Annotated in this window: 17 protein-coding genes and 1 tRNA gene; 13 read left to right on the top strand and 5 right to left on the bottom strand. The window is 69.3% G+C overall.

Annotated features, from left to right (window positions below):
- Positions 1 to 42: 42 nt before the first annotated feature.
- The 7 genes from AC2YHB_RS04840 to pyk all read left to right on the top strand — a co-directional run bounded on the left by AC2YHB_RS04840 (position 43) and on the right by pyk (position 11,941).
- A complete protein-coding gene (locus AC2YHB_RS04840; protein WP_179650895.1) occupies positions 43 to 1,338 on the top strand; it encodes a substrate-binding domain-containing protein in 1,296 nt (431 codons plus the stop codon).
- Between the two features lie 26 nt (positions 1,339 to 1,364).
- Positions 1,365 to 1,985, top strand: coding sequence for a hypothetical protein (locus tag AC2YHB_RS04845; protein WP_487353575.1), 621 nt, complete (start codon positions 1,365 to 1,367; stop codon positions 1,983 to 1,985).
- Positions 1,986 to 2,020: 35 nt separating this feature from the next.
- Positions 2,021 to 3,226, top strand: coding sequence for an Ig-like domain-containing protein (locus tag AC2YHB_RS04850; protein ID WP_179650899.1), 1,206 nt, complete (start codon positions 2,021 to 2,023; stop codon positions 3,224 to 3,226).
- Between the two features lie 77 nt (positions 3,227 to 3,303).
- Positions 3,304 to 4,161: a phosphate ABC transporter ATP-binding protein gene (locus AC2YHB_RS04855; RefSeq protein WP_179650901.1), complete on the top strand. Its 858-nt coding sequence runs from the start codon at positions 3,304 to 3,306 to the stop codon at positions 4,159 to 4,161.
- 203 nt (positions 4,162 to 4,364) lie between these two features.
- A complete protein-coding gene (gene gltB / locus AC2YHB_RS04860; protein WP_487353576.1) occupies positions 4,365 to 8,921 on the top strand; it encodes a glutamate synthase large subunit in 4,557 nt (1,518 codons plus the stop codon).
- Positions 8,914 to 10,383, top strand: coding sequence for a glutamate synthase subunit beta (locus tag AC2YHB_RS04865; RefSeq protein WP_036542472.1), 1,470 nt, complete (start codon positions 8,914 to 8,916; stop codon positions 10,381 to 10,383). The genes gltB and AC2YHB_RS04865 overlap by 8 nt, the downstream gene beginning before the upstream one ends.
- Positions 10,384 to 10,474: 91 nt before the next feature.
- Complete coding sequence (gene pyk / locus AC2YHB_RS04870; protein WP_036542475.1) at positions 10,475 to 11,941, top strand: pyruvate kinase; 1,467 nt, start codon at positions 10,475 to 10,477, stop codon at positions 11,939 to 11,941.
- 5 nt (positions 11,942 to 11,946) lie between these two features.
- Here pyk and AC2YHB_RS04875 read toward each other — a convergent pair whose 3' ends face one another.
- Both AC2YHB_RS04875 and AC2YHB_RS04880 read right to left on the bottom strand, forming a co-directional pair.
- Entirely contained in the window at positions 11,947 to 12,726 is a 780-nt protein-coding gene (locus AC2YHB_RS04875; RefSeq protein WP_179650905.1) for a transcriptional regulator, read from the bottom strand.
- A gap of 44 nt (positions 12,727 to 12,770) precedes the next feature.
- Positions 12,771 to 12,853: transfer RNA gene (locus tag AC2YHB_RS04880), tRNA-Leu, on the bottom strand.
- Positions 12,854 to 12,923: 70 nt separating this feature from the next.
- Between AC2YHB_RS04880 and AC2YHB_RS04885 the strand changes: the two genes are divergently transcribed.
- The 6 genes from AC2YHB_RS04885 to AC2YHB_RS04910 all read left to right on the top strand — a co-directional run bounded on the left by AC2YHB_RS04885 (position 12,924) and on the right by AC2YHB_RS04910 (position 18,673).
- Positions 12,924 to 13,532: an ANTAR domain-containing response regulator gene (locus AC2YHB_RS04885; protein WP_036542478.1), complete on the top strand. Its 609-nt coding sequence runs from the start codon at positions 12,924 to 12,926 to the stop codon at positions 13,530 to 13,532.
- Between the two features lie 166 nt (positions 13,533 to 13,698).
- Positions 13,699 to 14,817: a branched-chain amino acid ABC transporter substrate-binding protein gene (locus AC2YHB_RS04890; RefSeq protein ID WP_487353577.1), complete on the top strand. Its 1,119-nt coding sequence runs from the start codon at positions 13,699 to 13,701 to the stop codon at positions 14,815 to 14,817.
- A gap of 135 nt (positions 14,818 to 14,952) precedes the next feature.
- Positions 14,953 to 15,918 carry a branched-chain amino acid ABC transporter permease gene (locus AC2YHB_RS04895; RefSeq protein WP_051931798.1) on the top strand — a complete coding sequence of 322 codons (966 nt, stop codon included), beginning with the start codon at positions 14,953 to 14,955 and terminating at the stop codon, positions 15,916 to 15,918.
- The gene (locus AC2YHB_RS04900; RefSeq protein ID WP_487353578.1) at positions 15,915 to 17,126 is read left to right on the top strand and encodes a branched-chain amino acid ABC transporter permease; all 1,212 of its coding nucleotides are present in this window, start codon (positions 15,915 to 15,917) and stop codon (positions 17,124 to 17,126) included. Before AC2YHB_RS04895 ends, AC2YHB_RS04900 begins: the two co-directional genes overlap by 4 nt.
- Entirely contained in the window at positions 17,119 to 17,964 is an 846-nt protein-coding gene (locus AC2YHB_RS04905; RefSeq protein WP_242530626.1) for an ABC transporter ATP-binding protein, read from the top strand. Before AC2YHB_RS04900 ends, AC2YHB_RS04905 begins: the two co-directional genes overlap by 8 nt.
- Positions 17,948 to 18,673, top strand: coding sequence for an ABC transporter ATP-binding protein (locus AC2YHB_RS04910; RefSeq protein ID WP_207010472.1), 726 nt, complete (start codon positions 17,948 to 17,950; stop codon positions 18,671 to 18,673). Before AC2YHB_RS04905 ends, AC2YHB_RS04910 begins: the two co-directional genes overlap by 17 nt.
- A 66-nt stretch (positions 18,674 to 18,739) precedes the next feature.
- On the opposite strand, the gene AC2YHB_RS04915 is transcribed toward AC2YHB_RS04910, so the two are convergent.
- The 3 genes from AC2YHB_RS04915 to AC2YHB_RS04925 are packed head-to-tail and all read right to left on the bottom strand — an operon-like array spanning position 18,740 to position 21,095.
- The gene (locus AC2YHB_RS04915; protein ID WP_051931800.1) at positions 18,740 to 19,507 is read right to left on the bottom strand and encodes an amino acid ABC transporter ATP-binding protein; all 768 of its coding nucleotides are present in this window, start codon (positions 19,505 to 19,507) and stop codon (positions 18,740 to 18,742) included.
- Positions 19,504 to 20,310, bottom strand: a complete 807-nt coding sequence (locus AC2YHB_RS04920; protein ID WP_036542490.1) for an amino acid ABC transporter permease — start codon at positions 20,308 to 20,310, stop codon at positions 19,504 to 19,506. The genes AC2YHB_RS04915 and AC2YHB_RS04920 overlap by 4 nt, the downstream gene beginning before the upstream one ends.
- Positions 20,307 to 21,095 carry an ABC transporter substrate-binding protein gene (locus AC2YHB_RS04925; protein WP_036542494.1) on the bottom strand — a complete coding sequence of 263 codons (789 nt, stop codon included), beginning with the start codon at positions 21,093 to 21,095 and terminating at the stop codon, positions 20,307 to 20,309. The genes AC2YHB_RS04920 and AC2YHB_RS04925 overlap by 4 nt, the downstream gene beginning before the upstream one ends.
- Between the last annotated feature and the right edge of the window lie 177 nt (positions 21,096 to 21,272).

Below are 21,272 nucleotides of genomic sequence, written 5' to 3' on the forward strand. Positions count from 1 at the left end.
CGCTCGTTAAATCGACTGAACCACTAGAGATAGGTAAGTTTCATGATCCGCAGGACGTCTGCTTCCGCAGCGGTGCTCGGCCTGGCGACCGTCGCCGGGCTCGCCTTCACCCTCACCCCCGCCCAGGCCGACCCGGCCCCCCAGCCCGACGACGTCGTGGCGACGGGCTCGGACATCATCCAGAACTCGTTCAACTTCCTCGCCGACGGCTACCACGAGCTGCCCGGCTACAACACGGCCGGCAACCGCTACCGGTTCATCAACTTCGACTCCTCGGGCGACGCCCAGGGCCGCAGCGCCTTCACCGACCCGCGCCTGCTGCCGACGATCACCGGCAACGGCACCGTCGGCGACGCCGACACCAAGTACGTCAAGCAGTCCGACATCAAGCTGCTCAACCCGACGATCGCGCTGCGCGCCGGCCAGGACCTCGTCGTCCGGCCCAGCGGCGGTGGCGGCGGCGGTCGCGACGCGATCATCAACGACGACCAGGGCTGGATCGACGTGGGCCGCAGCCCCGACGCGCTCAACGACACCCACCAGAACCTGATCCAGTCGAAGCAGGGCACCAAGCTCTACCGCGTCCAGATCGCCACCGACCGGCAGCTGATCGCGACGGCCACGACGACGAACGCGCCCGCGACCCTCTCGGCCGAGACGATCCTCAAGATCTACAAGGGCGACATCACCACGTGGGGCCAGGTGCCCGGTTACTCCGGCCCTGCTGCAGGCGAGACGATCATCCCGCTGATCCTGCCGACCGACGCGGGCATGTGGAACACCTTCGTCAAGAACGTCGGCCAGCAGAACCCCGGCGTCTCGGTCACCAGCGACGTGCTGCGCAGCAACCCGAACAAGATCCAGGTCCAGCAGAACGACCCGACCGCGATCACCAACCTGCCGGACGCGCAGCGCAAGAACGCGATCGTGCCGTTCCCGCGCGGGCGCTACCGCACGCTCAACACGGGCTACTACACGCAGACCTTCGACGGTCAGAAGACGAACAACTACAACACCGAGACCGGCCACCGCACCCCTGCGGACGCCAGCGGCATCAAGCTCCTCGACGGTGACAGCACCTCCGACGTGCTGGACAAGACGGCGCCGTACGGCGGCAACTTCGCCTACAACGCGCTGATCCGCGAGTCGGACCTGACGTCCAACGAGCCGTGGCAGCCGGGCAGCACGCTCAACTGGGTCCAGGCGCTGTTCTACAACCCGGACGGCCCGCTGCCCTTCGTGCGCACGCCTGCCGGCCAGGCCCTGCTCGAGGCGGCCGGCGTCACGCCGGACTACCACGTGTTCGGCACCAACAACGCAGAGATCCCGGTCGACTGAGCCCGCCGGGCCAGGAACCAACCGTCATGGGAACCAGGGTGCTCACCATCAGCGGCGCCGGCACGAGGACGCGCCTCGCGCTCGGCCTCGCGGTCGTCGCCGTCGTCGTCGTCGTCGCGAGCGTGCTCGTGTGGCGGCTCGGGTCGACCGAGGAGGCGCCGTACACGGACCCGGCGTCGACGGGCGGACTGACGCTCTGCTCGGCCGACGGCAAGGCCGTCACGGAGGGCCGGACGGGGGACAGGCCGTTCGCGGACCTGGTGCTGGGGGACACCCCGCTGCCCGACGACGCCGACCCGGCCGGTGCGGTGGCGACGCTGTACGCCTACCAGCCGCGGGAGGGCATCGCGCCCGGTGAGTTCAGCGGTTCGCCGATCACGGCCGCGGTCGCGTTCGCCGACCCGTCCAGTCCGGCCACCCGTGTCACGGCCGACGCCTGGTCCCTGGGGGACTTCGTCACGGCCTTCCCGGCGAGCCTCCAGGGCTACGTCCAGCTGCGGCTGGTGCTCGGGACGCCGCAGCTCGGGACGCTCGCGGACGGCTACGACACGGCGGACATCAAGGTCGACGGCGACCGGTGGGAGCTGGTGCGCGGCGGTTCCGCCTCGTGCCGCGACGCCGCGTCCGCCGTCGCCGACGGTTCCTGACCCGACCGGTCGACCACAGACTTCGAGGAGAAGAGATGAAGATCAGCAAGCAGAAGAGGTGGGGTGCCGCCGTCGGGCTCGCGCTCGTCGCCTCCACCGTCGGCGGCCTCGCCGTCGCGGCGCCGGAGTTCTCCGGTGATCCCACCTCGCTCGCCTGGTACACCGGCGACGAGGCGACGATCGACGACCCGGCGCGCACGGCCGTCGGCCTCCAGCTGTACGACGCCAGCGGCGTCGAGGTGACCTCGGGCTCCGTCACCGCGGCGCTCCCGGCGTTCGCCGCGGCGGGCGGCACGGTGCGGGCGAACGACACCCACGCCTCGCTCTTCGTGCACGCCGCCCAGTCGGGCACGGCGGCGGGCGCGTGGCCCGGCGTCCAGGCGACCGGGACCGACCGGTTCACGGGCGAGGGCGCGGTCACCGCACCTGCTCCGCTCGCGGGCCGGCCCTACGTCCACACCGCAGGGGGCTACACCCTCGCCGACGCCGTCGCCGCCTTCGACGGGGCCGGCCAGGGCTCGTTCAGCGGTGTCTACGAGCTCCGGCTGCGCACCAGCTCGGCGACCAAGGGCGTGACCGACAGCTACGCGTCGGCCTACGTCAAGGTGACCGGCGACCAGTGGGCCGTCGTCTCCGGGCCGGAGACGAACACGCCCGCCGTCACCCAGACCGCGGCCACGGCGCCGGGCTCGTCCTACTACGGCAAGGCGTTCACCGTCACGGCCACGGTGACGGGCGCCGGCTCCAGCGGCGGCACGGTCGCGGTCAAGTACGGCAGCACGGTGCTGGCGTCCAAGGCGCTCGACGCCGACGGCGTCATCGCCATCCCGGTGAGCGGCGTCAAGCTGGCTCCGGGCGTGCGCGCGCTGACCATCGCCTACGGCGGGGTGGCCGGCCAGACCGAGCCGAGCCAGGCGACGCGCTCGATCACGATCGTGAAGGCCAAGTCGGCGACGGTCGGCAAGCTGGCCGCGACGACGATCAGCCGGACGTCGTACCCGAAGATCACGGCGCGGGTCACCGCGACCGGGGTCCCGGCCGCGACCTTCACCGGCACGTTCACCGTGTACGACGGCTCGCGGGCCGTCAAGAAGGTCACCCTCACGGCCGCCAACCTCGGCAAGCTCACCATCACCTTGCCGAAGCTGGCCCGCGGGACGCACTACATCTCGGTCGTCTACAGCGGGAACAGCAAGGTCGCGAAGAGCACCAGCCCGAAGTACAAGCTGGTCGTCAGGTAGTCAGCAGGACCCCCGGTCGGGTGCCGGGGGAGCGCAGGCTCCCTCGGCACCCGGCCTCCCACGAAGGAGCAGCGCCGATGTCCGATTCCACCCTGGTGATCCCCGCCGTCCTCGACGAGGTCGCGCCACCCCCGCCCGCGCCGCCGTCGCCGCTGGTGCAGCCCGGCCGGCTGGAGGCCGACGCCGTGTCCGCCTGGTTCGGCCAGCGCAAGGTGCTCGACCGGGTGTCGATCGACATCCCGGCCGGCCAGGTCACCGCGCTGATCGGCCCGTCGGGCTGTGGCAAGTCGACCTTCCTGCGCATCCTCAACCGGATGCACGAGCTGGTGCCCGGCGCGGCGCTGGCGGGGGAGGTGCGCCTCGACGGCGTCGACATCTACGACCCCGAGCGCCGGCTCACCGACGCCCGGCGCGCGATCGGGATGGTCTTCCAGAAGCCCAACCCGTTCCCGGCGATGTCCATCCAGGACAACGTCCTGGCCGGGCTGAGCCTGGTCGGCTCGAAGCTGAGGAAGTCCGAGCGCCAGGACCTGGTCGAGGAGTCCCTCACCCGCGCCGGCCTGTGGGCCGAGGTGCGCGACCGGCTCCGGCAGCCCGGCTCCGCGCTGTCCGGCGGCCAGCAGCAGCGCCTCTGCATCGCCCGCTCGCTGGCCGTGCGGCCGCGGGTGCTGCTGATGGACGAGCCGTGCTCGGCCCTCGACCCGACGTCGACCCGGGTCGTCGAGGAGACGATCCGCGAGATCGGGTCCCAGGTCACGATCGTGATCGTGACCCACAACATGCAGCAGGCGGCCCGCGTCTCGGACCGTTGCGCCTTCTTCCTCGCCGCCCACGGCACGCCCGGGGTGATCGTCGAGCAGGGCCCGACGGACGTGATCTTCGACAACCCGCAGGACTCCCGCACGGCGGACTACGTCAACGGACGGTTCGGCTGAGGGTGGTCGGGGCGTCCGAGGCGTGAACGGAGGGTGCCTCCGCGCAGCGGTGCCATGTCACAAAGTGGTAACCTGAGCGCTCCGCCGCGTGGGCCAGTGCTGTCCCTTGCGCCCCACCTTCTGTGGACCCCCGTCGCGATGGCTTCGATCTTCGCTGCCGGACGGCCCCAGACGTAGCCGACGGGAGAACCTTGGTGCCCTCCATGCACTCGTTCCCACCGCCGCAGGGTCTCTACGACCCGCGCCACGAGAAGGACGCCTGTGGCGTTGCCTTCGTCGCGACGCTGACCGGAGAAGCCAGCCACGACATCGTGGCCAAGGCGCTCACGGCCCTTCGCAACCTTGACCACCGCGGCGCCGCCGGCGCCGAGGCCAACTCCGGCGACGGTGCCGGCATCCTGCTGCAGGTGCCGGACGCCTTCCTGCGCGCCGTCGCGGCCGACAACGGCATCACGCTGCCGGCCGCCGGCACGTACGCCGTCGGCACGGCCTTCGTGCCCGGCGACGACGGGCAGGTCGCCAAGACCCGCGCCCGGATCGAGGAGATCGCCGCCGAGGAGGGCCTCGTCGTCCTCGGCTGGCGCGACGTCCCGGTCAACCCCGGCATCCTCGGCACGATGGCGCTCAGCGTCATGCCGACCTTCACGCAGCTCTTCGTGCAGGCGCCCGGTGGGGCATTGAACGGCATGGACCTCGAGCGCCTCGCGTTCTGCCTGCGCAAGCGGGCCGAGCGGGAGACCGACGTCTACTTCCCGTCGCTCTCGTCGCGCACCCTGGCCTACAAGGGCATGCTGACGACCGACCAGCTCGACAACTTCTTCCCCGACCTGCGCGACGAGCGGATGGCCTCGGCGATCGGTGTCGTGCACTCGCGGTTCTCGACGAACACCTTCCCGAGCTGGCCGCTGTCGCACCCGTTCCGCTTCATCGCGCACAACGGCGAGATCAACACCGTCATGGGCAACCGCAACTGGATGCGGGCCCGTGAGGCGCTGCTCGACTCCGACACCATCCCCGGTGACCTCGAGCGGCTCTTCCCGATCTGCACCCCGGGCGCCTCGGACTCGGCGTCCTTCGACGAGGTCCTCGAGCTCCTCCACATGGGTGGTCGCAGCCTGCCGCACGCGGTGCTGATGATGATCCCGGAGGCGTGGGAGAACCACACCGAGATGGACGCGCAGCGGCGCGACTTCTACCGCTTCCACTCCACGATGATGGAGCCCTGGGACGGACCGGCGTGCGTCGTGTTCACCGACGGCACCCAGATCGGCGCGGTCCTCGACCGCAACGGCCTGCGTCCCTCGCGCTTCTGGGTCACCGACGACGGCCTCGTCGTCCTGGCCTCGGAGGTCGGCGTGCTCGACCTCGACCCCGCGAAGGTGGTCCGCAAGGGCCGCCTGCAGCCGGGCCGCATGTTCCTCGTCGACACCGAGGAGCACCGCATCGTCGAGGACGACGAGATCAAGTCGCAGCTCGCCGCGGAGCACCCCTACGGCGAGTGGCTGCACGCCGGGATGATCCAGCTCGACGACATCGAGGAGCGGGAGCACATCGTGCACACCCACGCCTCGGTCACCCGTCGCCAGCAGATCTTCGGTTACACCGAGGAGGAGCTGCGCGTCATCCTCACGCCGATGGCCAACACCGGTGGCGAGGCGCTCGGCTCGATGGGCACCGACACGCCGATCGCGGCGCTGAGCGACAAGCCGCGGCTGCTGTTCGACTACTTCAGCCAGCTGTTCGCGCAGGTCACCAACCCGCCGCTGGACGCCATCCGCGAGGAGCTCGTCACCTCGCTCTACGGCTCCATCGGCCCGGAGGCCAACCTGCTGCAGCCCACCGCGGCTTCGTGCCGGCAGATCTCGCTGCCGTTCCCGGTCATCTCCAACGACGACCTGGCCAAGATCCGCCACATCAACCGCGAGGGCGACCACCCGGGCTTCATCACCCACGTCTCCCGCGGCCTGTACGACGTCCACGGCGGCGGCGAGGCGATGGCGGCCCGGCTCGACGAGATCTGCCAGGAGGTGTCGGAGGCGATCGCCGGCGGCGCCCGGATCATCGTCCTGTCCGACCGGCACTCCACCGCGGACCTCGCGCCCATCCCGTCGCTGCTGCTGACGGGTGCGGTGCACCACCACCTGGTCCGCGAGAAGACCCGCACCCAGGTGGGCCTCCTCGTCGAGGCCGGTGACGTCCGCGAGGTCCACCACGTGGCGCTGCTGGTCGGCTACGGCGCGGCCGCGGTCAACCCGTACCTCGCCATGGAGACCGTCGAGGACCTCGCGCGCGAGGGCTACTACGTCAAGACCGAGCCCGAGCAGGCCGTCAAGAACCTGATCAAGGGCCTCGGCAAGGGCGTCGTGAAGGTCATGTCCAAGATCGGCGTGAGCACCGTGGCGTCGTACACGGGCGCGCAGATCTTCGAGTGCGTCGGCCTCTCGCAGGCGGTCGTGGACAAGTACTTCACGGGCACCACCTCCAAGCTGGGTGGCGTCGAGCTCGACGTCATCGCGACCGAGGTGGCGGCGCGGCACGCGAAGGCGTACCCGCCGGCCGGCATCGCGCCCGCGCACCGCGAGCTCGAGATCGGTGGCGAGTACCAGTGGCGTCGCGAGGGCGAGCCGCACCTCTTCAACCCGGAGACGGTGTTCCGCCTGCAGCACTCCACCCGGACCGGTCGCTACGACATCTTCAAGCAGTACACCGCTGCGGTCGACGACCAGTCCGAGAAGCTCATGACGCTGCGCGGGCTGTTCAAGTTCAAGGACGCCGGTGCGTTCGGCCGGACCCCGATCTCCATCGACGAGGTCGAGCCGGTCAGCGAGATCGTGAAGCGGTTCTCGACCGGCGCCATGTCCTACGGCTCCATCTCGCGCGAGGCGCACGAGACCCTGGCGATCGCCATGAACCGGCTGGGCGCGAAGTCCAACACCGGTGAGGGCGGCGAGGACGCCGACCGGCTCTACGACCCGGAGCGGCGCTCGTCGATCAAGCAGGTCGCCTCGGGCCGCTTCGGCGTCACGAGCGAGTACCTCACCAACGCCGACGACATCCAGATCAAGATGGCGCAGGGCGCGAAGCCCGGTGAGGGCGGCCAGCTGCCCGGCAACAAGGTGTACCCGTGGGTCGCGAAGACCCGGCACTCCACGCCGGGCGTGGGCCTGATCAGCCCGCCGCCGCACCACGACATCTACTCGATCGAGGACCTGGCGCAGCTGATCCACGACCTCAAGAACGCCAACCCGTCGGCCCGCGTCCACGTGAAGCTGGTCTCCGAGGTCGGCGTCGGCACGGTCGCCGCCGGTGTGTCGAAGGCGCACGCGGACGTCGTCCTCGTCTCCGGCCACGACGGCGGCACGGGCGCGTCCCCGCTCACCTCGCTCAAGCACGCGGGTGGTCCCTGGGAGCTCGGCCTCGCCGAGACCCAGCAGACGCTGCTGCTCAACGGCCTGCGCGACCGGATCGTCGTGCAGACCGACGGCCAGCTCAAGACCGGTCGTGACGTCGTCATCGCGGCGCTGCTCGGTGCCGAGGAGTTCGGCTTCGCGACCGCTCCGCTGGTGGTCTCGGGCTGCATCCTGATGCGGGTCTGCCACCTCGACACCTGCCCCGTGGGCGTCGCGACCCAGAACCCGACCCTGCGCTCGCGGTTCAGCGGCAAGGCCGAGTACGTCGTCAACTTCTTCGAGTTCATCGCCGAGGAGGTCCGCGAGCTGCTGGCGCAGCTGGGCTTCCGGTCGATCGAGGAGGCCGTCGGCCAGGTCGAGGCGCTCGACACGGTCGACGCCGAGCGGCACTGGAAGGCGCAGGGCCTGGATCTCGCGCCGATCCTGCACAAGGTCGAGGTCGCCGAGACGCACTTCCCCGACCAGGACGTCTACAACACCAAGGGCCAGGAGCACGGCCTGGAGAAGTCGCTGGACGTCACCGAGATCCTCCCGCTCGCGGCCGCGGCCATCGAGTCGGGCGAGCCGGTGCGCGCCCAGCTGCAGATCCGCAACGTCAACCGGACCGTCGGCACGATCCTGGGCCACGAGGTCACCAAGAAGTACGGCGGTGCGGGCCTGCCCGACGGCACGATCGACCTGACCTTCGTCGGGTCGGCCGGGCAGTCGCTCGGTGCGTTCGTGCCGAAGGGCATCACGCTGCGGCTCGAGGGCGACGCCAACGACTACGTCGGCAAGGGCCTCTCGGGTGGCCGGATCGCGATCCGTCCGGACCGCAGCGCGACCTTCCGCGCCGACGAGCACATCATCGCGGGCAACACGATCGCCTACGGCGCGACCTCGGGTGAGATCTTCATCCGCGGCGGCGTCGGCGAGCGCTGCTGCGTCCGCAACTCCGGTGCCACCGTCGTCACCGAGGGCGTGGGCGACCACGGCTGCGAGTACATGACCGGCGGCCGGGTCGTCGTCCTCGGCAAGACCGGGCGCAACTTCGCGGCCGGCATGTCGGGCGGCATCGCCTGGGTGCTCGACCTCAAGGACTTCCGGGTCAACGGCGAGCTCGTCGACCTGCGTCCGGTCAGCGAGCAGTACGCCGCGGAGCTGCAGGACATCGTGCGCAAGCACTTCGAGGAGACCGGCTCCGCGGTCGCCGAGGCGCTGCTGGCCGACTGGGAGGCCGCACTGCCGCGGTTCACCGAGGTCATGCCGCGCGACTACGCGAAGGTCCTGGCGGTCCAGGCCGAGGCACGCGCCGAGGGCCTGGACGAAGACCAGACCGCGAACAAGGTGATGGAGGTGCTCCATGGCTGACCCCAAGGGCTTCCTGAAGAACACGCGTGAGGTTGCCACCCGTCGTCCCGTCGAGGAGCGGGTCAACGACTGGAACGAGGTCTACCCGGGCGGGATCGGCCGCGCGCTGCTGCCGATCATCAACGTCCAGGCCAGCCGTTGCATGGACTGCGGCATCCCGTTCTGCCACTCGGGCTGCCCGCTGGGCAACATCATCCCGGAGTGGAACGACCTGGTCTGGCGCGACGACTGGGAGGGCGCGATCGAGCGCCTGCACGCGACGAACAACTTCCCGGAGTTCACCGGTCGCCTCTGTCCGGCGCCCTGCGAGACCGCGTGCGTGCTCGGCATCAACCAGCCGGCCGTGACGATCAAGAACATCGAGGTCTCGATCATCGACAAGGCCTTCGAGTCCGGCTTCGTGCGGCCGCAGCCGCCGGAGTGGCTCTCGGGCAAGACCGTCGCCGTCATCGGCTCCGGTCCGGCCGGCCTCGCCGTCGCCCAGCAGCTCACCCGCGCCGGCCACACCGTGGCCGTCTACGAGCGGGCCGACAAGCCCGGCGGGCTGCTGCGCTACGGCATCCCCGAGTTCAAGATGGAGAAGAAGCACCTCGACAAGCGCCTCGAGCAGATGATGCGCGAGGGCACGGTGTTCCGCTCCGGCGTCACCGTCGGCGAGGGCAAGCTCACCGGCCAGGCGCTCCGGGACCGGTACGACGCCGTGGTGATCGCCACCGGCTCGACCGTCCCGCGCGACCTGCCCGTCCCCGGTCGGGAGCTCAAGGGCATCCACCAGGCGATGGAGTTCCTCCCGCAGGCCAACCGCGTCGCGGTGGGCGAGGAGGTGGAGGGCCAGATCCGGGCCGACGGCAAGCACGTCGTCATCATCGGTGGCGGTGACACCGGCGCCGACTGCCTCGGCACCTCGATCCGCCAGGGTGCGGCCTCGATCACGCAGCTCGAGATCATGCCCCAGCCGACGGAGGACCGTCCGAACGGACAGCCGTGGCCGACGTACCCGATGATCTTCCGGGTCTCCTCGGCGCACGAGGAGGGTGGCGACCGGGTCTACTCGGTCTCGACCCAGGAGTTCCTCGGCGACGAGGACGGCAACGTCCGGGCGCTGCGCCTGGTCGAGGTCTCCTTCGAGGGCGGCAAGCTGGTCGAGCACGAGGGCACGGAGCGGGAGATCCCGGCCGACCTCGTCCTCTTCGCGATGGGCTTCGTGGGCCCGGAGCAGCCCGGCTTCATCGAGCAGCTCGGCGTCGAGCTCGACGAGCGCGGCAACGTCAAGCGCGACAACGACTACGCGACCAGCGTCGAGGGCGTCTTCGTCGCCGGCGACGCGGGTCGTGGCCAGTCGCTCATCGTGTGGGCGATCGCGGAGGGCCGTGCGGCCGCCGCCGGCGTGGACAAGTTCCTCACCGGCAGCACCCAGCTGCCCGCCCCGATCCCGCCGACGGCGCGCCCGCTGGTGGTCTGAGCGACAACTCGTTCGAGACGACGCAAACTTCGCCTGAAGTTTGCGTCGTTTCGACTTTTTCTACCCATGGGTCACCGTTAGGGTTTGGAACGTGCGAAGAGCCAAGATCGTGTGCACCCTCGGCCCTGCGACCAGCTCCGAGCGGAGGATCCGCGAGCTGGTGTACGCCGGCATGGACGTCGCGCGCCTGAACATGAGCCATGGCTCGCACGAGGACCACGCCGAGGTCTACCGGCTGGTGCGCGAGGCGTCCGACGCGAGCGGCCACGGCGTGGGAATCCTGGCCGACCTCCAGGGCCCGAAGATCCGCCTCGAGCGGTTCTCCGGCGGCCCGGTCACGCTCAAGCGGGGCCAGCGCTGGACGATCACCACCCGCGACGTCGACGGCAACGCCGAGATCAGCGGGACGACGTACAAGGGGCTGCCGGGCGACGTCTCGCCGGGCGACCCGCTGCTGATCGACGACGGCAAGGTGCGGCTCCGTGTGGTCGAGGTGGTCGACGGCACCGACGTCGTCACCGAGGTGCTCGTCGGGGGCAAGGTCAGCAACAACAAGGGCATCAACCTGCCCGGTGTGGCCGTCTCGGTGCCGGCCCTCTCCGAGAAGGACATCGCCGACCTCCGCTTCGCGCTGCGCCTCGGCGTCGATTTCATCGCGCTGAGCTTCGTGCGCAACGCCAAGGACGCCGAGGACGTGCGGGTGATCATGCGCGAGGAGGGGGTCGTGCTCCCCGTCATCGCGAAGATCGAGAAGCCGCAGGCCATCGAGAACCTCGACGAGGTCGTGGCTGCCTTCGACGCCTTCATGGTCGCCCGCGGCGACCTCGGCGTGGAGTGCCCGCTGGAGGAGGTGCCCTTCCTGCAGAAGAAGATCATCGTGGCCGCGCGGCGCAACGCGAAGCCGGTGATCGTGGCCACCCAGATGCTCGAGTCGATGATCACCAGCCCCGCACCGACCCGGGCCGAGGCCAGCGACGTCGCGAACGCGGTGCTCGACGGCGCCGACGCCGTGATGCTGTCGGGGGAGACCGGCGTGGGGGAGCACCCCATCCACACGGTCGAGACGATGGCGCGGATCATCACCGCCACCGAGGCGCACGCCCTCGTCGACGACACCTTCAGCCGGTTCGGCCGGATCGAGTGGGACCCCCACACCCGCTCCGGCGTGATCACCAAGGCGGCCGAGGAGGTCGCCCAGCGCGTGGGCGCCAAGTACGTCGTCGCCTTCACCCAGTCCGGTGACTCGGCCCGCCGGCTGGCCCGGCTGCGCAGCCCGATCCCGGTCCTCGCCTTCACCCCGGAGGCCCGTGCCCGGTCCCAGCTCGCCGTGACCTGGGGCGTCGAGGCGTTCAAGACCGGCACCGTCGAGCACACCGACGAGATGGTGCGCCAGGTCGACGAGGAGCTGCTGAAGATCGGCCGGGTCCAGGAGGGCGACCTCGTGGTCATCGTCGCCGGCAGCCCGCCCGGCATCCCCGGCTCGACCAACGCGCTGCGGATCCACCGGATGGGTGACGCGATCAACGAGGTGGCGCCGGCGTACCGACGGCGCAGCTGAGCCGCTCAGGACTTCCGGCCGATCAACGCATCGAGGCGTTCGACCGCCTCGCGCCGCGACACGCTGATGATCCGGACGTTCGACTGCCGCCACGGGATCTCAACGAGGTCGAGCGCCCAGCAGCAGAGCTCCCGGATGTCCCGTGAGGCGTTGCAGAACTGCCATCGCGGATAGCGGTAGACCTTCGGCGCACCGGCGACGATCCGCCGCGTCCAGTTGTCGACGCGACACCCGTCGGAGTGGAACAGGCCACGGAGGAACGGACCCGGGTGGTCTTCGACGATCGCGCGTTGCCAGTCGTCGAGGACGATGGGTCGGTCGTGCTTGCGACCCGGCCCGTGCTGGGGGAACAGGCAGGGCCAGTGCCGCCACCCGACGGTTGTGATGATGCACCCGGGAGCGCGACGTGTGTGTGGGCGGCCGCCCGGCTTGACGGCCGCCATCAGCGCGGCGATCCCGATGTTGTCCGCGGTGTACTTCTCGTCGTTGACGACGTGCAGGTTGTAGACATTCCGGCGGCCGCGGGTGATGTGCCCGTCGCCGAGGTACCAGCCCAACAGCTCGGCGTAGGCCGGGGTGTCGAGCGTTGCGCCGTCGCACTGGGGACAGGGGACCGAGGTGTGCGCCTGGCCACGCGCCTGACCGCGTCGTTGGTAGAGGCGCCGCCAACGACGGATCGTCTTGATGGCGACCCCGTGCTTCGCCGCGTTGTCCGCGTCCGGCATGCCGGCATCGGAGTCACGCAGCGCGCTGGCGACCAGCTCTGCTGATCTCACATGGGGCATGCGTCAGTCTCGGACGAAGACCCGACAGATCAGTCGTGCGTGGGTGCCGAGTGTGGGATTCGAACCCACATGCCCTTTCGGACAACGCTTTTTGAGAGCGCCGCGTATACCGTTCCGCCAACCCGGCCGGGTAGCGCAGCAACGGTAGCCGAGACGGCTCCCGCCCTCCGAACCGGGCGGGCCGATAACCTTCTCCCGTGACCGAGACCGCGCAGCCGACCCCCCGCACCGTGGTGATCGCGGAGGACGAGACCCTGATCCGGATGGACCTCGCCGAGATGCTCGTCGAGGAGGGGTACGACGTCGTGGGCCAGGCCGCCGACGGGCAGAAGGCGATCGAGCTCGCCGAGGAGCTGCGCCCCGACCTGGTGATCCTCGACGTGAAGATGCCCGTGCTGGACGGGATCGCGGCCGCCGAGGCGATCGCCGGGAAGCGGATCGCGCCCGTGGTGATGCTGACGGCCTTCTCGCAGCGCGACCTGGTCGAGCGGGCCCGGGAGGCCGGCGCGATGTCGTACCTCGTCAAGCCGTTCTCGCAGACCGACCTGGTGCCGGCGATCGAGATGGCGGTCAGCCGCTTCGCCGAGATCGCCCAGCTCGAGAGCGAGGTCGCCGACCTGACCGAGCGACTGGAGACCCGCAAGGCGGTCGACCGGGCCAAGGGCATCCTCCAGGAGCAGCTGTCGCTGACCGAGCCGGAGGCCTTCCGGTGGATCCAGAAGACGGCGATGGACCTGCGGATGTCCATGCGCGAGGTTGCCGAGGGCGTGGTCACGCACGGTGTCCCCGGCGGGTCGGGCTCGTAAAAAATTCGTGTGACCCGGCTCTCAGGTAACAGATTCGTCAGGATTCGGCTCCCGAGCCGCCGAGTTGCTTCCACCTGCACGTGAGCCGGTGTAGGTTCCCGCGGCAGGACACGTCCGAGGGCAGCGACCGCTGCCCTTCGGCTCGAGTAGGAAGCGGGACACAGTCTTGAGGCTCAACAAGGTATTCGGAGCCAGCGTCGCGACGCTGGCGCTCAGCCTTTCCATGGTCGCGTGCGGCTCCGACGACGGAGACGGCGGCAGCGACGCTGACGGCGGCGACTTCTGCGGCAAGAACCTCGCGTTCCTCGGCGCGCTCACCGGTGACGCCGGTGCTCTCGGCCAGAACATGGTCAACGGCATCGAGCTGGCGCTGAAGGAGTACAACGCCGACAACGCCGACTGCAAGATCAACCTGAAGAAGTTCGACTCGCAGGGCAGCCCGGACAAGGCGCCGGCGCTCGCGACCCAGATCATCAACGACGACACCATCTTCGGCCTCGTCGGCCCGGGCTTCTCGGGTGAGTCGCTCGCGACCGGCAAGACCTTCTTCGAGGCCGGCCTCCCGTCGATCTCGCCGTCGGCGACCAACGTCACGATCACCGACCAGGGCTGGACCACCTGGCACCGCGTCATCGGCAACGACGACGCGCAGGGCACGGCCGACGCCAAGTACCTCACCGAGACGGCCGGCGCCAAGAAGGTCTTCGTCGTCGACGACGGCCAGGACTACTCGAAGGGCCTTGCCGGCAAGGTCAAGGACTCCCTCGGCGACGCGCTGGTCGACTCCGACCAGATCTCGGTCGGCGACACCAACATGTCCGCGATCGTCCAGGCCGTGAAGTCCTCGGGCGCCGACGCCGTGTTCTACGGCGGCTACTACACCGAGGCCGGCCTGCTGGCCAAGCAGCTGCGCCAGGGTGGCTTCAAGGGCACGTTCATGTCCGGTGACGGCTCGGAGGACCCGAACTTCGTGAAGGTCGCCGGCGCCGACGGTGCCGAGGGTGCGGTCCTGTCCGCTCCCGCCGCTCCGGCCCCGGCCGACTTCGGTGCCACCGGCCTCTACGCCACGCAGGCCTATGACGCGACGAACATCTTCCTCGCCGCGATCAAGGAGGGTGTGTCGGACGCCCAGGAGCTCAACGAGTTCATCGGCTCCTACGAGGGTGACGGCGTCAGTGGCCCCATCGCCTTCGACGACAAGGGCGACATCAAGGAGTCCAAGATCTACGCCTACTTCGTGAAGAACGGCGCCCTCGACGTCGAGAACCCCGAGGCGATCGAGTGACCCGGTCCCGGTAGGGACTGACCTGTACTGCGGCCGGGGGACCACCCCCGGCCGCAGTCGATCACAAAGGCGGAGGAAACCCCCTTGGACTTCGGCAACCTTTTCGGGAGCCCCGAAAACTTCCTGAGCTACACCATGGGTGGGCTCGTGTTCGGCGCCATCTACGCGCTCGTCGCGCTCGGCTACACGATGGTGTACGGCGTCCTGCAGCTCATCAACTTCGCGCACTCCGAAGTCTTCATGTACGGCACCTTCGCCGTGGCGTGGGTCTTCATCCTCCTGCACGGGACCGAGAGTGCGAGCTGGAGCCTCGGTGAGGCCGTTCCCGTCCTGCTCGTGGCGCTGATAGCGGCCATGGCGCTGTCGGCCGGGGTCGCGCTCGCGCTCGAACGGTTCGCCTACCGGCCGCTGATGAAGAAGAACGCACCCAAGCTCATCGCCCTGATCTCGGCGATCGGTGCGTCCTTCGCGCTGGCCGAGGCCATGGGCCTGCGCGACCGCTTCGCCGAGGTCTTCGGGCTCGACGACAACCTCGCCGACTACGTGGCGCCCGGCAAGGCCCGCGACGTGTACTCGAGCCCCGTCACCATCCGCGAGCACGACCTGTTCACGATCGGCGGCTACACGCTCTCCGACGTCGACCTGGTCATCATCCTCGCGGCGCTGCTGATGATGGTCGCGCTCGACCAGTTCGTACGTCGTACCCGCTTCGGCCGGGGCATCCGCGCCGTCGCCCAGGACCCCGAGTCCGCCGCGCTCATGGGCGTGAACCCGACCCGTGTCGTCCAGCTGACCTTCCTCATCGGCGGCCTGATGGCCGGTGCGGCGGCCACGCTCTACATGATGAAGGTCGGCGTGACCCGCCAGAACGCCGGCTTCATCCTCGGCGTCAAGGCATTCACCGCAGCCGTCATGGGCGGCATCGGCAACCTGCGCGGCGCGTTGCTCGGTGGGCTCATCCTCGGCGTGATGGAGAACTGGGGCTCGGCCCTCTTCGGTCAGAACTGGAAGGACGTCGTGGCGTTCGTGCTCCTCGTCCTGATCCTCCTCGTGCGGCCGTCCGGGCTGCTCGGTGAGTCCCTGGGGAAGGCACGCGCATGACGAACCCGGTCAGCAACGCCCTGCGCTCCGTCGGCGACGCCTGGGACGGCGTCCTCGAGGGCTACAAGCGGCAGAACATCGTCGTGAGGATCGCCGTCCTCGTCCTGATCGCCCTCTTCTTCTACGGCCTGCCGATCCTGCGGCCGCCGCTGATCACGACCAACGAGATCGACTTCGGTGGCGTGATGTTCCAGGTGGCGGCGTTCGCGCTGGTCGCGGTGGGCCTCAACATCGTCATCGGCTATGCCGGCCTGCTCGACCTCGGGTACGTCGGCTTCTACGCCACCGGCGCCTACACCACCGGTGTCCTGACCTCGCAGCACGGCTCCTGGCCGTTCTTCCTGGCGCTCCCGGTGGCGATCGCGGTCACCATGGTGACGGGCGTGATCCTCGGTGCACCGACGCTGAGGGTCCGCGGCGACTACCTCGCCATCGTGACGCTCGGCTTCGGTGAGATCATCCGGATCTGCGTCAAGAACATCGAGTGGCTGGGTGCGTCCGCGGGCATCAAGGACATCCCGCACCCGAACACCATCGGGCCGGAGGCCAAGCCGCCGTTCGAGCCGGGTGGGCTGTTCGAGATCCCGCGCGTCGAGTGGGACGGGCTGGTCCCGCACCTCGACAAGGACCACCCGGTCCATTTCCTCGTGTTCGGTGCCACCAACGCGATCCCGTACTACTGGCTCATCCTGACCGCCCTGGTGCTCGTCCTGGTGGGCGACCGGCTGGTCAAGAACAGCCGGGTCGGACGCGCCTGGGAGGCGACCCGCGAGGACGAGGACGCGGCCGAGCTGATGGGCGTGCCGACGTTCAAGTTCAAGCTGATGGCGTTCGCGCTGGGTGCAGCGATCGGCGGCCTCTCCGGCTCGTTCTACGCCAGTGGCCAGGGCGGCTACATCAGCCCCGACAGCTTCCCCCTGCTGCTCTCGATGCTGTTCGTCGCAGCGGTCATCGTCGGTGGCTCGGGCAACCGCTGGGGTGCGATCGCCGGTGGTGCGCTCGTCGCGTACCTGCCCGAGCGCTTCCGCGAGTTCGCCGACTATCGCCTGCTCTTCTTCGGCCTGGCCCTGACCGTGCTCGCGGTCTGGCGTCCGGAGGGTCTGCTGCCACCGCGGCGTACCCGCCGGGCGAAGGCGGCTGCCGCCGAGATCGAGGCGCTGGAGGAAGGCGAGCTGGACGACGAGCTGGAGGAGACGCGCAATGTCTGAGTCCCCGATGTACGGCAGCGGCGGGTCCCCGTCGCTCGACAAGGGCGCCCCGGCCCCCGCGCCGGGCAAGGCGCTGCTCGAGGTCGACCACGTCACCTTGAAGTTCGGTGGCCTCACCGCGCTCAACGACGTCAGCTTCGAGATCCGCGAAGGCGAGATCCTCGGCCTGATCGGCCCCAACGGGGCCGGGAAGACGACCTGCTTCAACGTGATGACCGGTGTCTACCGGCCCACGTCGGGCGAGGCGCGCTTCGACGGCAACTCGCTGTCGAAGCTGAAGCGGCACAAGATCACCAAGCTCGGCCTGGCCCGGACGTTCCAGAACATCCGGCTGTTCAAGTCGATGACGGTGCTCGAGAACGTCATGGTCGGCACCGACGCGCACAGCAAGGTGGGCTTCTGGGACGCCCTGCTGCGCACGCCGCGCCACCGCAAGACGGAAGCCGCCTCGCTGGCGCGGGCCAAGGAGCTGCTCGACCTGGTCGGCATCAGGGCCCGGCACGACGAGCTCGCCGCCAACCTGTCGTACGGCGACCAGCGGCGTCTCGAGATCGCCCGGGCGATGGGCACGAACCCCAAGCTGCTCTGCCTCGACGAGCCCGCCGCCGGCTTCAACCCCGCCGAGAAGGTGAAGCTCATGGAGCTGATCCGCAAGGTGCGCGACGCCGGCTACACCGTGCTCCTCATCGAGCACGACATGCGGCTCGTCATGGGGGTCACCGACCGGATCGTCGTGCTCGAGTTCGGCCAGAAGATCGCCGAGGGGACCCCTGCGGAGATCCGCGACAACCCGGCGGTCATCGCCGCCTACCTGGGAGTGGATGAAGATGCTTCTTGAGGTCGACGACCTCCAGGTCAACTACGGCCACATCGAGGCGATCCGGGGCATCTCGTTCTCGGTGCCCGAGGGCACGGTGACCTCGCTCGTCGGCGCCAACGGCGCCGGCAAGACCACGACGCTGAAGACGGTGTCGGGCCTGCGCAAGGTCCGCGGCGGGGCCGTGCGGTTCCAGGGTGAGGACATCACCCACCTGCCGCCGTACGAGCGCGTCAAGCGGGGGATCAGCCAGTCGCCGGAGGGCCGGGGCTGCTTCCCGGGCATGACGGTGCTGGAGAACCTCGACATGGGTGCGTTCCTCCGCAAGGACCGCAAGACCGCGGCCTACCGCGACGACCTCGACCGGGTTTTCACGCTGTTCCCGCGGCTCAAGGAGCGCGAGAAGCAGGCAGCGGGCAGCATGTCCGGTGGTGAGCAGCAGATGCTCGCCATCGGCCGGGCGCTCATGTCCAACCCGAAGCTGCTGCTGCTCGACGAGCCGTCGATGGGCCTGGCGCCCAAGCTGATCCAGCAGATCTTCACGATCATCACGGAGATCAACAACCAGGGCACCACCGTGCTGCTGGTGGAGCAGAACGCCGCCCAGGCGCTGAAGCGCTCCCACGACGCGCACATCCTGGAGACGGGCGAGATCGTCCGCTCCGGCAAGGGGGAGGACCTCGCGGTCGACCCGGCCGTCAAGGCGGCCTACCTCGGCGGCGACGTCTGAGCCCCACCCACCACAACGACGAAGGGCCTCGCCATCCGGCGGGGCCCTTCGTCGTCGTACGGCTGTCTAGAGCACCTTCGAGAGGAACGCCTGGGTCCGCTCGTGCTGCGGGTTCGACAGTACGTCGGCGGGCCGGCCCTCCTCGACGACGACGCCGCCGTCCATGAAGACCAGCTTGTCGCCGACCTCGCGGGCGAAGCCCATCTCGTGGGTCACGACCATCATCGTCATGCCCTCGGTGGCGAGCTCCTTCATGACCGCGAGCACGTCACCGACGAGCTCGGGGTCGAGCGCGCTGGTGGGCTCGTCGAACAGCATCATGTCGGGGTTCATCGACAGGGCGCGGGCGATCGCCACGCGCTGCTGCTGGCCGCCGGACAGGTGGGCGGGATAGGCCGCCTCCTTCTCCGACAGGCCGACCCGCGCCAGGTTGTGCCGCGCGATCTCCACGGCCTCGTCCTTGCCGCGGCCGCGGACGGTCCGCTGGGCGAGGGTGAGGTTCTTCAGGACCGACAGGTGCGGGAACAGGTTGAACTGCTGGAACACCATGCCGATCCGCGAGCGCACCTCGTCGAGGTCGGTCTCGGGGTCGCAGATGTCGACACCCTCGATCAGCACCTCCCCGGACGTGGGCTCCTCGAGCCGGTTGACGCAGCGCAGCAGCGTCGACTTGCCCGAGCCGGACGGCCCGATCACGCAGACGACCTGGCCGGGGTCGACGAAGAAGTCGACGCCCTTCAGGACCTCGTTGTGGCCGAACGACTTGTGCAGGCCCCGGACCGCGATGGCGGCGACCGGCTCGCCGGTCTTGTCGAGCGTGGTGGCGTCGTTCATCGGGTCGCCTTCCTCTGCCGGCGCTCCTGCCAGGCCACGAGCTGGGTGAGCGGGATGGTGATCACCAGGTACAGCAGCGCGGCCTGGATGAGGCTGGTGGCGGTCTGGGCCGAGCCGCCGGACGAGGTGAAGTCGCGCGCCACCGTCGTGAGCTCGCGTCCGTCGATCGTGGAGCCGATCACCGAGAGTAGAGCGGTGTCCTTGATCAACAGGACGAACTCGTTGGTCAGCGGCGGGATGACGATCCGGAAGGCCTGCGGCAGGACCACCCGGAACGTCGTGCTCATCGTCCCCATCCCGAGCGAGCGTGCCGCCTCGGTCTGTCCCTTGGGTACGGCCTGGATTCCTGCGCGCAGGGTCTCGGCCATGTAGGCGCTGGCGACCATGATCAGGGCGAGGAGCCCGGCTCCGACGACGCCCCCCGGCGGGCTCCAGCCGATCGCGATCGGGAGGCCGAAGCCCATGAAGATGATCACGAGCAGTGCCGGGAGCCCGCGGAAGAACTCGACGTACGCCGTCGCGAGCCACCGCAGGGTCGCGATCGGGGACAGACGCATCAGCGAGAGCACCACGGCGAACGCGAGCCCGCCTGCGAAGGCGATCGCGGTGTACTTGACCGTGTTGACGGCCCCGATCGTGATCAGGTCGCCCCAGTTGCTCTGGTCACCGGAGACGCCGCCCGGGTTCCAGAAGTTGGCGCGGAAGTTCGGCCAGTCGATCAGCAGCAGGAGCGCGACGACGACCGCCAGGACGCTGAGATTGACGCCCCAGACGACGAGCCGCCGCTTGGTCGAGCGCTTCACTCGACCTCGAAGTACTTGTTGTAGATCTCGTCGTAGGTGCCGTCCTTGTGCATCTCCTCCAGCGCACCGTTGACGTCCTCGACGAGCTGGCTGTTGCCCTTCTTGATGGCGAGGCCGTACTGCTCGTCGGTGTCGTAGGTCTCGACGACCTTGAACTTGCCGTCCTTGGTGTGGTCGAGGTTGACCGGCAGGTCCTGGAGCAGGGCGTCGACCTGACCGGCCTTGATCGCCTGGAACATCTCGGCGTCGCTCGGGAAGGTGACGATCTCGGCGCCGTCGGCGTTCTCCTCGGTGTACGTCTTGCCGGTGGTGCCCTGCTGGACGCCGACCTTCACGCCGTCGAGGTCGCCGATGGCCGCGATGTCGCTGTCGGCCGGGACGAGCAGCGACTGCTTGGAGTCGTAGTAGCCCTCGGAGAAGTCGATGTTCTTCTTGCGGTCGTCGGTGATCGTCATCGCGGAGGCCGCGAGGTCGCACTGGCCGGCGTTCAGCGCCTGGCCGCTCTGCAGCGCGTCGAACGAGCTGTCCTGGTAGGAGAGCTTGAGATCGAGCCGCTCGGCGATCTCGTTGACGATGTCGACGTCGAAGCCCTTGAAGCCGAGGTCGCTGGACTTGTCGAAGTCCTCGAACGGCGGGTACGGGACGTCGGAGCAGACCGTCAGCGTGCCCTCCTTGATGACGTTGGCGCCGGTCGACGTCTTTCCGCTGTCGTCCGAGCCGCAGGAGGACAGGGCGAGTGCCGCGAGGGTGGCCACGGCCAGGGCCGGGAGTCGCTTCATGTTCATGGGCGCGACTCTAGGTGTTGGCCACGTCACGTTGCGAGGCGGCCGCGGCGATTCATCGTCTCGTATTCGAGATGTTACGAAGGAGGCGACGGCACCCCCTGTCGCGCGTCCCGGCCGCCGCGTAGTCTTGGCCGGCAGGTCCGGGGGGATGGCGGGCCAGTCTCGGGTTTTTTGGTC

Source organism: Nocardioides sp. SRI_004 (assembly GCF_057586415.1).